The sequence below is a fragment of the [Enterobacter] lignolyticus SCF1 genome, assembly GCF_000164865.1.
In the GTDB taxonomy this organism is placed as follows: Bacteria; Pseudomonadota; Gammaproteobacteria; order Enterobacterales; family Enterobacteriaceae; genus Enterobacter_B; species Enterobacter_B lignolyticus.
In genome coordinates this window covers 3,111,876-3,123,033 of record NC_014618.1, presented here as the reverse complement: position 1 = coordinate 3,123,033, position 11,158 = coordinate 3,111,876, and the positions used below count along the sequence as shown (strand labels likewise).

8 protein-coding genes are annotated in these 11,158 nt (G+C 60.5%); 1 reads left to right on the top strand and 7 read right to left on the bottom strand.

What is annotated here, in order from left to right; translation table 11 throughout:
* Positions 1 to 94 precede the first annotated feature (94 nt).
* Positions 95 to 1,969 (top strand): potassium transporter Kup, encoded by a 1,875-nt coding sequence (locus tag ENTCL_RS14525; protein WP_013366900.1) that lies wholly within the window; start codon positions 95 to 97, stop codon positions 1,967 to 1,969.
* 12 nt (positions 1,970 to 1,981) lie between these two features.
* Here the strand turns inward: ENTCL_RS14525 and ENTCL_RS14520 are convergent, their stop codons facing one another.
* From ENTCL_RS14520 to ENTCL_RS14490, 7 genes are all read right to left on the bottom strand, one after another.
* Entirely contained in the window at positions 1,982 to 2,995 is a 1,014-nt protein-coding gene (locus tag ENTCL_RS14520) for an NAD-dependent epimerase/dehydratase family protein (protein WP_013366899.1), read from the bottom strand.
* Between the two features lie 93 nt (positions 2,996 to 3,088).
* Entirely contained in the window at positions 3,089 to 4,525 is a 1,437-nt protein-coding gene (locus ENTCL_RS14515) for an SDR family oxidoreductase (protein ID WP_013366898.1), read from the bottom strand.
* A gap of 9 nt (positions 4,526 to 4,534) precedes the next feature.
* Positions 4,535 to 5,536: a low-specificity L-threonine aldolase gene (ltaE, locus tag ENTCL_RS14510; RefSeq protein WP_013366897.1), complete on the bottom strand. Its 1,002-nt coding sequence runs from the start codon at positions 5,534 to 5,536 to the stop codon at positions 4,535 to 4,537.
* 37 nt (positions 5,537 to 5,573) lie between these two features.
* Entirely contained in the window at positions 5,574 to 7,292 is a 1,719-nt protein-coding gene (gene poxB / locus ENTCL_RS14505) for a ubiquinone-dependent pyruvate dehydrogenase (protein ID WP_013366896.1), read from the bottom strand.
* A gap of 147 nt (positions 7,293 to 7,439) precedes the next feature.
* A complete protein-coding gene (hcr, locus tag ENTCL_RS14500; protein ID WP_013366895.1) occupies positions 7,440 to 8,411 on the bottom strand; it encodes an NADH oxidoreductase in 972 nt (323 codons plus the stop codon).
* Between the two features lie 10 nt (positions 8,412 to 8,421).
* On the bottom strand, positions 8,422 to 10,074 hold the full coding sequence (gene hcp, locus ENTCL_RS14495; RefSeq protein WP_013366894.1) for a hydroxylamine reductase: 1,653 nt from the start codon (positions 10,072 to 10,074) through the stop codon (positions 8,422 to 8,424).
* Between the two features lie 143 nt (positions 10,075 to 10,217).
* Entirely contained in the window at positions 10,218 to 11,117 is a 900-nt protein-coding gene (locus tag ENTCL_RS14490; RefSeq protein WP_013366893.1) for a LysO family transporter, read from the bottom strand.
* Positions 11,118 to 11,158: the final 41 nt, after the last annotated feature.

The window sequence follows — 11,158 nt, the reverse complement described above, 5'->3', positions numbered from 1 at the left end:
CGCCTTTGATGAACGTGCATACGCGCTATACTGATGAAAGCGATACGCTTTTTGCGGTCCGGGAATCTGTTTTCGCGTCAATAAGGGATAACGTATGTCGCACGCAAACGTCTCCGATTCGTCTACCCGCTCGCCGCTGTTTTTACTGGCGATTGGGGCGCTGGGTATTGTGTTTGGCGACATCGGCACCAGCCCGCTGTATACCTTCAACGCGGTGCTTCAGCTCGCGGGCGACAACACCCAGCCGGAGACAGTCCTCGGCGCGCTGTCGCTGCTGTTCTGGACGCTGATCCTCATTACCTCGGTGAAATACGTCATGCTCGCCATGCGCATCGACAACAACGGCGAGGGCGGCATTCTGGCGCTAATGTCGCTGCTCACCGGCAAGGAGAAGCAGCATCGCCTGATTATCTTTGCCGGACTGTTTGGCGCGGCGCTGGTGTATGGCGACGGCGCGGTCACCCCGGCGATTTCCGTCCTCTCCGCGCTGGAGGGGATGGAGCTTATTATCCCCGGCGTCTCGCCCTATATTCTGCCGATCACTATTGCGATTCTTATCGCCATCTTTTCCGTCCAGCATTTTGGTACCGCGCGGATCAGCAAATGGTTTGCGCCGGTGATGGTGGTCTGGTTTATGAGCATGGCGATGCTCGGCGTTCACGGCATCATTCTGAACCCTGAAGTGCTAAAAGCGCTGAACCCCTGGTACAGCGTGCATTTTTTGTTCTCTAACGGCTATGCCAGCTTCGTGATTCTGGGCGGCGTCTTTTTGTGCGTCACCGGCGCGGAGGCGCTGTATGCCGACATGGGTCACTTTGGTAAGCGGCCGGTGTGGCTGGCCTGGTTTGGGCTGGTGTTTCCCTGCCTGCTGCTCAACTACGCCGGGCAGGCGGCGTTTATTCTGGCGAACCCGCACCTGACCGATAATATTTTCTACCGTCTGGCGCCGTCGGTGCTGCGCGGGCCGCTGATCGTGCTGGCGACGCTGGCGACCATTATCGCCAGCCAGGCCATTATCACCGGCGCGTTTTCGATGACCCGCCAGGCGATTCAGCTCGGCTGGCTGCCGCGGATGCGGATCACCCAAACGGCGGAAGATAACTACGGGCAGATTTATATCGGCGCGGTGAACTGGGCGCTGATGGTGGCGACGCTGGCGCTGGTGCTCTTTTTCCGCTCATCGGCCGCGCTGGCCTCGGCCTACGGGATAGCCGTGTCGCTGACCATGCTGATGACTACCTGCCTGCTGTTTATCGCGATGCGGCAAATCTGGAACTGGGGACGCGTGCCCTGCGCGCTGGTGGCCGGCGCGTTTCTGGTGATCGACAGCAGCTTTGTGGCGGCGAATATGGCGAAGCTGATGAACGGCGGCTATATCCCGCTGCTGCTCGCCGCCGCGCTCTGCATGCTGATGATTATCTGGCGCCGGGGAACCACGCAGATCGTCCGCAATATCAACGAGCACCCGGTTTCGATGACCGCCTTTTTACAGACCATCCGCGAGAGCGCGGTTTCCCGGGTGCCGGGCACCGGCATTTTCCTGTCCAAACAGCCGGATATCACGCCAGCGGTGATGTCCTGGCACGTAGCCCGCAACCATGCGCTGCAAAAAAATCTGATCGTGACGACCATCGAAATTGCCATGGTGCCGCGAATTGCCAGCGAGGAGCGGGTACGGGTGCAGCAGGTCGACGAGAGCGTCTACCGGGTGATGGCGCGCTATGGCTTTATGGAGTCGCCGAACATTCCGCAGCTGTTGCAGGGGATTGAACTGTTCGCGCAGGTGGATTTCACCGACGCAACCTGGTACATCGGCCATGAGTCGGTGGTGGGCGCGCCGCATAACGGGCTGCCGGCCTGGCAGCGCAAGCTGTTTGTGTTTATGAAGCGCAACAGTTCGCACGTCACCGATTACTACTCGCTGCCGCATAACCAGGTTATCGAGATCGGGCGCCAGGTGAGTATCTGACGCCCCGACGGCTCAGCGGTGCAGTTTTCCGTGATCTTTCAGCCAGTGCGCGGTGCGCACAATGCCTTCATCCAGCGTGACGACGGGCTGGTAGCCCAGCTCTTCGCGGGCGCGGGTGATATCGAGGGTAAAATCGAAGTTCAGCTTCGATACGCCGTAGTGGGTGAAGGAGGGTTCTTTCGCCGACTTGTTGCCAAAGCGCTCCATGCTGCGGGCGACCATGTCCAGCATCGGGTAGGGCACCGAGCGAATACGGCAGGTGATGTCGAGCTCGTCAATCAGCTTCTGCACGATGCTTTTCAGGCTGCACGGTTCGCCGTTGGTGATGTTATAGGCGCGGGCCGAGGCGAGCGAATCGCAGGCGGGCTGGCTTGCCAGCCACATGGCGTGGACGGCGTTTTCGTAGTAGGTCATATCCACCTGCGCGGCGCCGCCGCGCGGCAGCAGCACGCTGCCGTAGTGGTGCATCATCTGCGCCAGACGCGGGATAAACACCTTGTCGTGCGGCCCAAACAGGCTCTGTGGGCGCAAAATGGTGAAGCGGGTGTTGGGGTTAGCCTGCGCCAGCAGGTGGATCACCTCTTCACCGGCCGCTTTGCTGCGGGCGAACTCGTTGGCGAAACGGCGCGGGCGGAAATCCTCGGTAATACCGCGGTGGTGGTGATAGTCGAAATAGAGCGACGGCGACGAGATATGGATAAAGTTGCGCACGCCCCAGGCCACCGACCACTCGCCGAGACGGCGGGTGGCGCGGACGTTGGCCAGGTCAAACGCTTCCTGCGTTCCCCAGGGGGAGGTGAAGCTGGAGCAGTGCCACAGCGTGTCGATTCCGGCCAGCATCACCTTGGCCTGTGAGGAAACCAGCTCGGTTAAATCCGCATGCACGAACTCGGCGCCCATTTTTTCCAGCAGCCGACCCATCGCCTCGTTGCGCCCGGTAGCCCGGACGCTGATGCCTTTGCGACGCAGATATTCCACCGCATTGCGGCCTAAACCGCTGGTGGCCCCGGTGACCAGTACCTTCATATCAATCCACTGTGTCCGAAAAGAATTTCGTGCGCATTTTTCCGTGAATTCCTCTGAGTTGCAATGGGAAACTGTGAAGAAAAACACATGGATTTAGACTTTGTCTGTGATTTCCTCTGCAAGCTTCGCAATTCGTTTTGCCATCCCGCGGAAAATAAACAGGTGCGCGGGGATCATAAACAGCCAGTAAAACAGCCCCGGCATACCGTGCGGATGCCACCAGGCGCGGACGTCGAGCTCGCGGTGGTCGCCCTTATCAATAAGCGAAAAGGTCAGCCGCCCCAGCCCGGGTGCCTTCATGCCGAACAGTAGCGACAGCTGCTTTTCCGGTTCGACGATGATCACCTTCCAGCTATCGACCGTATCGCCGGTTTGCAGGTACTCGTGGGACGGACGGCCTTTTTCCAGCCGGTGCCCGACCAGCAGGTCGAGCCAGCCGCGGATCTGCCAGAGAATATTGCCGAAGAAATAGCGCTCTTTACCGCCGATGCGGTTAATGATTTTCCATAACGCGCTCAGGCTGGCGGAGGTTTTCACCGTGCATCCGGCCTGTTTGGGGTAATAGCCATATTCCGGCCGCCAGCGGGCGAAGGCCTGAGCGTCATAGCCCCAGTCGCTGGAGTTGGCCAGATGCTCTTCTTCTTTCAGCGTGCTGCGTACCGCATCGTCAAATGGAATCAGTCGCTGGGGAATCAGCGCCCTCAGGGCGCGATCGTCCGCCAGCAGATCGTGGCGTAGCCCCTGAATCAGCGCTTTAGCGGTGGTCGGCGGCACGGAGGTGATAACGTTCAAAAACCACACTGAAATCCAGCGGGTGGGAAACGGCACAGGCACCAGCAGACGGTGGCGGCCGCTTATTGCCATAAAATGTTCGAACTGCTGCTGGTAGCTCAGCACGTCAGGGCCTGCCGCCTCAAACACCCGGCTGCTGTTGCCCGGGTGGTGAAGCAGCTCCAGCAGGTAGTGCATCAGGTTTTCCAGCGCGATGGGCGTGGTGCGCGAGCGCACCCAGCGCGGCGGCGTGAGCACCGGCAGGTTGTAGACCATATCGCGCATCACCTCGAAGGCGGCGGACCCGGCGCCGACGATGATCCCGGCGCGCAGCTCCGTCACCGGGATCCCGGTTTCGCGCAGGATATCGCCGGTTATCTGGCGGGCGCGCAGATGGTCTGACTGCTCATGTTCGGGCGCCTGCAGCGAGCTCAGGAAGATAATCTGTTTCACCGGCGCGTCGCGCAGCGCGTCGCGGACGTTAAGCGCCACCTGGCGTTCATGGGCGACAAAGTTACCGCCTTCGCCCATGCCGTGGACCAGGTAGTACAGCGTATCGATACCGCGCAGCAGCGCAGGCAGGCCCTGCGGCCAGTTAAGGTCGATGTGATGACAGCTGACGCCCGGCAGCGCCAGCTTTTGCAGGCGGTCAATGCGCCGTGCCGCCGCCCGGACGGTGTAGCCCCGCTGGCTCAGCTCGGTAACCAGATGCTGACCGATATAGCCGCTGGCGCCCAGCACCAGAATGGGTTGCGACACGAGTGCTCCTTAGCGCTGTAAAAAGGCCTGCCAGTGGCGGACGACATCGGCCAGCTGCTCGCGGTTAACGTCAAGATGCATCACCAGACGAACGATGGGCGAGGCGTTGATCAGCACGCCGCGCTCGCGCAGGTACTCGCCAAGCGGCGCCGCATGCGCATCGCCAACGCGTACGAACAGCATATTGGTGTCATGGCGCATAACGTCGGCGCCGATCGCCGACAGCTGTTCCGCCATCCAGGCGGCGTTGTCGTGGTCTTCCTGCAGGCGCTGTACGTTGTTTTTGAGCGCATACAGGCCCGCCGCCGCGAGGATACCGGCCTGGCGCATACCGCCGCCGGTCATTTTCCGCCAGCGGGTGGCGCGCTTGATATACTCCGCGGAGCCGACCAGCAGCGAGCCCACCGGCGTTCCCAGCCCTTTGGACAGGCAGATGGTGAACGAGTCACAGTAGCGGGTTATCTCTTGCAGCTTGCAGCCGTAGGCCACCACGGCGTTAAAGATGCGCGCGCCGTCGACGTGCAGCGCCAGGTTGCGCTCGCGGGTGAATTCCCACGCCGCCTGCAGGTAGTCGCGCGGCAGCACTTTGCCGTTATGGGTGTTTTCCAGGCTCAGCAGCTTCGTGCGCGCAAAGTGGATATCGTCCGCTTTGATTTTGGCGGCGACTTTATCGAGCGGCAGCGTGCCGTCGGCGGCGGCATCAATCGGCTGCGGCTGGATGCTGCCGAGCACCGCGGCGCCGCCCGCCTCGTACAGATAGTTATGCGCGCCCTGGCCGACGATATACTCTTCGCCGCGCTCGCAGTGGCTCAGCAGCGCCACCAGGTTCGCCTGGGTGCCGGTAGGCAGGAAGAGGGCGGCTTCTTTGCCGCTCAGCGCTGCGGCATAGCGCTGAAGTTCATTAACGGTCGGGTCGTCCCCGTACACGTCGTCCCCGACCGGGGCGGCCATCATCTGTTCCAGCATGGCGCGCCCCGGGCGGGTTACGGTATCACTACGTAAATCGATCACGGCATTTCCTTTTTGGCATCAGGGGTATGCCTCCTTTTTACCTGAGCCAGTTGGTTTTCGCCAGTTGGATTACTTCATCGCCGCGTCCGCTAATGATGGCGCGCAGCATATACAGGCTAAAACCTTTGGCCTGCTCAAGCTTAATCTGCGGCGGGATCGCCAGCTCCTCCTTCGCCACCACCACGTCGACCAGCACCGGGCCGTCGCTGCTGAAGGCGCGCTGCAGGGCGTCGTCAAGCTCGGCGGCTTTCTCCACGCGAATGCCGGTGATGCCGCAGGCCTCGGCGATACGGGCAAAGTTGGTGTCGTGCAGCTCGGTGCCGTCGGTCAGGTAGCCGCCCGCTTTCATCTCCATCGCGACAAAGCCCAGCACGCTGTTGTTAAAGACGACAATTTTCAGCGGCAGCTTCATCTGCACCACCGACAGGAAATCGCCCATCAGCATGCTGAAACCTCCGTCGCCGCACATCGCCACGACCTGGCGCCCCGGCAACGTTGCCTGCGCGCCCAGCGCCTGCGGCATGGCGTTGGCCATCGATCCGTGGTTGAACGACCCCAGCAGGCGGCGTTTACCGTTCATTTTCAGATAGCGCGCCGCCCAGACGGTAGGCGTGCCAACGTCGCAGGTGAAGATAGCGTCATCGTCGGCGAAGCGGCTTATCTGCTGCGCCAGGTACTGCGGGTGGATGGCGCTTTCACTCGGTTTTGCAAGATCGTCAAGCCCTTTACGGGCGTCGCGGTAGTGCGCCAGCGCCTTGTCGAGGAACTGGCGATCGGTTTTTTCTTCAAGATGCGGCAGCAGCGCCGTCAGGGTGGCTTTGATATCGCCGACCAGCGCCATATCGACTTTGCTGTGCGCGCCGATACTGGCCGGGTTGATATCTATCTGAATGATTTTGGCATCGGTCGGGTAGAAGGCGCGGTAGGGGAACTGGGTGCCCAGCAGCACCAGGGTATCGGCATTCATCATGGTATGAAAACCGGAGGAGAAACCGATAAGCCCGGTCATGCCGACATCATAGGGGTTATCGTACTCGACGTGCTCCTTGCCGCGCATGGCGTGGACAATAGGCGCTTTCAGCTTACCGGCAAACGCCACCAGTTCCTGATGCGCGCCGGCGCAGCCGCTGCCGCACATCAGCGCAACGTTGCTGGCGTAGCGCAGCACCTGCGCCAGCTTTTTCAGCTCCTCTTCGGTAGGCGTGACCACCGGCTGCGGCGCGTGATACCAGTGGGGGTTCGCGCTTTCCGGCGCCGGTTTGAGCGCCACATCGCCCGGCAGCACAATCACCGATACGCCGCGGTTCAGCACCGCTTTGCGCATCGCAATCGCCAGCACCTGCGGGATCTGCTCCGGCGTGGAGACCAGCTCGCAGTAGTGGCTGCACTCGCGAAACAGCTCCTGGGGATGGGTTTCCTGGAAATAGCCGCTGCCAATTTCGCTCGATGGGATATGGGCGGCGATGGCCAGCACCGGCACGTGGTTGCGGTGGCAGTCGAACAGGCCGTTAATCAGGTGCAGGTTTCCCGGCCCGCAGGAGCCTGCGCACACCGCCAGCTCTCCGGTCAGCTGCGCTTCAGCGCCCGCGGCGAAGGCTGCGACTTCCTCATGGCGGGTGGACATCCAGTCGATCGTCCCCATGCGGTTGAGGCTGTCGCTCAGCCCGTTCAGGGAGTCGCCCGTGACGCCCCAGATGCGTTTTACCCCGGCCTGCTCAAGCGTTTTGGCAATATAGGCAGCAACGGTTTGTTTCATGGTTGTCCATCTCCGTTTGGTGATATCGCTAACAAGCTTAGATGATACGACTCGTTGTGCCCGATTTTTACGCGGGCTGCGGGGAGGGAGAAATGAAAAAGGCCAGCGCTGGGCTGGCCTTGAGGGGGAAGAGGAAAGGGCTGTCCGCTATGCCAGCACCAAATCTCCCTGCGGATGACAGGAGCAGGCCAGAACGTAACCGTCGGCGATTTCCGCGTCGCTCAGCGTCATTGTGCTGCTGACGCTGTACTCGCCGGAGACCACGCGGGTTTTGCAGCTGCCGCAGACGCCCGCGCGGCAGGCGGCGTTAACCGGCACCTTATTGCTTTCCAGCGCCTCCAGCAGCGTGGTGCCGACCCGGCCGTAAAACTCCCGGGCGGGCTGCAGCTTGGTGAACTTAAGCCCGCTGGTGGCGGCTTCGGCGACCGGCGTAAAGAACTGCTCTTTAAAGAAGCGGGTCGCGCCGAGCGCTTTGACGTCCTGCTCGACGATGTCCATGTACGGCGCCGGGCCGCAGGTCATCACCGTGCGTGAGGCAATATCCGGGACGCGCTGTCGCAGCAGTTCGCGGGTCAGACGACCGGCGATAAAGCCGTGGGTGGCATTGTTTTCCGCCACCAGCGTTACCGGGTAATCGCGCCATGCGTCGGCAAAAATCACATCCTGCGGCGAACGGACGCTGAAGATAACCTGCACGTCGACCTGCGGGCGATACTTCGCCAGCCAGCGGCGCATGGACATCACCGGCGTCACGCCGCAGCCAGCCGCCAGCAACAGCAGCTTATCGTCCGGCTTATCGTCGCAGGTGAAATCCCCCTGCGCATCCGACAGCCACAGATAGTCGCCGCGTTTGACGTCGCGGGTCAGCCAGCCGGAGCCTGCGCCGTCGTCCAGGCGGCGAATGGTCAGCGTAATGTATTCGCTGATCCCCGGCGTGGACGAGAGGGTATAGGCCCGCAGCGTTTCCGCTGAGTTGCGGATACTCACCAGCGCATACTGCCCGGCGCGGTACGGGTAGTAATCGTGACACAGCAGCGACAGCGTCCAGACATCCGGCGTTTCCTGGTGGATGTGGTGAACCTGCATGCGCCACGGACACTGCGGAGTTGGCATGGTCATGGCGGTCTCCTTACGCGCTCAGCAGCTGCTGCATGTCTTGTTCAACGTTGGTGATGGAACGTAAACCAAATTTCTCATTCAGGACAGCCAGCAGATCCGGGGTCAGGAAGCCTGGTGCCGTCGGCCCGGTGACGATGTTCTTCACGCCCAGCGACAGCAGCGTCAGCAGGATAACGATAGCCTTCTGCTCGAACCACGAGAGCACCAGCGACAGCGGCAGGTCATTCACGCCGCAGCCCAGTTTTTCCGCCAGGGTGACGGCAAGGATAATCGCGGAGTAGGCGTCGTTGCACTGACCGGCGTCGACCAGGCGCGGCAGGCCTTCGATGCTGCCGAAGTCCAGCTTGTTGAAACGGTATTTACCGCAGGCCAGCGTCATGATCAGGCAGTCATCCGGCACGCTGGTGGCAAAGTCGGTGAAGTAGGAACGCTCGCCGCGTTCGCCGTCGCAGCCGCCGACGAGGAAGATGTGGCGCAGTTTCTCACGGCTGACCAGGTCGATCAGGGTGTCAGCGGCGCCCAGCAGGGTCTGACGACCAAAGCCGACGGTGATCAGGTGCTCGATTTCGCTGTACGGGAAGCCCGCCATCTGCTGCGCCTGCTGGATAACCGGCGTGAAGTCGTCGCCTTCCAGATGGTTCACGCCCGGCCAGCCGACAATGCTGCGCGTCCAGATACGGTCGTCGTACTGGCCGACGGTGGGATCGATGATGCAGTTTGAGGTCATCACCACCGGCCCCGGGAAGCGGGCGAACTCGACCTGTTGATTCTGCCAGCCGCTGCCGTAGTTACCGACCAGGTGCTTAAATTTGCGCAGTTCCGGGTAGCCGTGCGCCGGCAGCATTTCGCCGTGGGTATAGACGTTAACGCCGGTGCCTTCGGTCTGCAGCAGCAGGTTATAGAGGTCTTTCAGGTCGTGGCCGGAAATCAGAATACATTTCCCTTCGGTCGCTTTCACGTTGACCTGGCTTGGGGTCGGGTGACCGTAGGTGCTGGTCTCGCCGGCGTCCAGAATGCTCATCACTTTGAAGTTCATCTGGCCGATTTCCATCGCGCATTCCAGCAGCGCGTTCATATCGGAAGGCCAGGTGCCGAGCCATGCCATGATGTTGTGGTACTGGGCGTAGATATCGTTGTCGTACTGGCCCAGTACGTGGGCGTGCTCCATATAGGCCGCGGCCCCTTTCAGGCCGTACAGGCACAGCAGGCGCAGGCCGAGGATGTTTTCACCAATATCGAGCTTGTCTTTATTCGGGGTAAACGCGGCGGCCTGGCGCTGGAGTTCGCCCAGGTCGTCGCTGACCAGCTGCAGGCCGGCCATGGGGTTATCGACGGCGGCGTTGGCGTCGATAGCGCGGCACTGCGCTTTTAGCGCTTCGCGCATCACGATAGCCTCGCGGGCGTAGCCCACGATGCGTGGAGAATCGAAATTGACGTTGGTCAGCGTGGAGAAAAACGCGCGCGGCGCGAAGTTGTCAATGTCGTGGTTGATGATGCCGTATTCACGCGCTTTTACCGCCCAGGCGGACAGCCCCTGCAGCGTGGCGATCAGCAGATCCTGTAAGTCTGATGTCTGCGCCGTTTTACCGCACATGCCTTGCGCGTACGCACAGCCATTGCCAGCCGGAGTACGAATTGTTTGTTCACATTGCACACAGAACATAGTCACGCCCTTTAAAGTTATATTTGATATACATGTTTAAGGGTAAGCTTGTGCAACAGGGCTGAAAAGGGATTTGTGATACAACTTACAGGGATATTGATATAGCGCAATTTTGGCGGTAGCTGTCTACCGCCAAAGGGGGGTCAGGCCGAGAAGAATGCCATCAGCAGCGGGACGAGCAGGCTAAGAAGAAAGCCGTGAACAATGGCGGCAGGCACGATTTCCAGCCCGCCGGAGCGCTGCAGCACCGGGAGGGTGAAGTCCATCGACGTCGCGCCGCACAGGCCCAGCGCGGTGGAGCGGCTGCGCTGCACCATGCCCGGAATCAGCATGATGGCGATCAGCTCGCGCGCCAGATCGTTAAAGAAGGCGGCGCTGCCGATAACCGGGCCAAACGATTCGGTCAGCAGGATCCCCGACAGCGAATACCAGCCAAAACCGGAGGCCATCGCCAGCGCGGTTTTGAGCGGCAGGTCGAGAATAAAGGCGTTAATCACGCCGCCTGCCATGGAGCTGGCGACAACCATTATCGCCACAATCATTCCCCGACGATTAAGGACTATCTGTTTCAGGGTCATACCGTTATTACGCAGCTGAATACCGACCAGGAACAGCAGGAAAATAAGCGTATATTCGCTGGCTTCCGTCGCATGCTGTAAAAAAGAGAAGCCGGTCAGCCCCAGCGCAACGCCGGCGACAACCACGCCGCACAGTTTTAAAGATTCCAGCGCCATTGCAATTCGTGAAGGTAATTTTTCCTGCTGGTGCTGATGACGCCAGGGAAGGGAGCGTTCAAGCCACAGCAGCGCCGCAATATTACACAGCAGAATAACCACAATGCTGACGACGGAATAATGCAGAATAGCCAGCAGGCTATTCGCCAGATTATCCAGAAACGCCAGGCTTATCCCCATAAAGAAGAGAATGACGTAAACAATCCAGCTCAGCAGCTGGTTAATCAGTTTTAATGCTGCCGTCTGACGCAGCGGAATCAGGTATCCCACCACCAGCGGTATAAGAATGATCAATAATCCCGAGAACATGAACCGCGCGCACCCTGTGAGTAAAAATAGCGCAGATGACA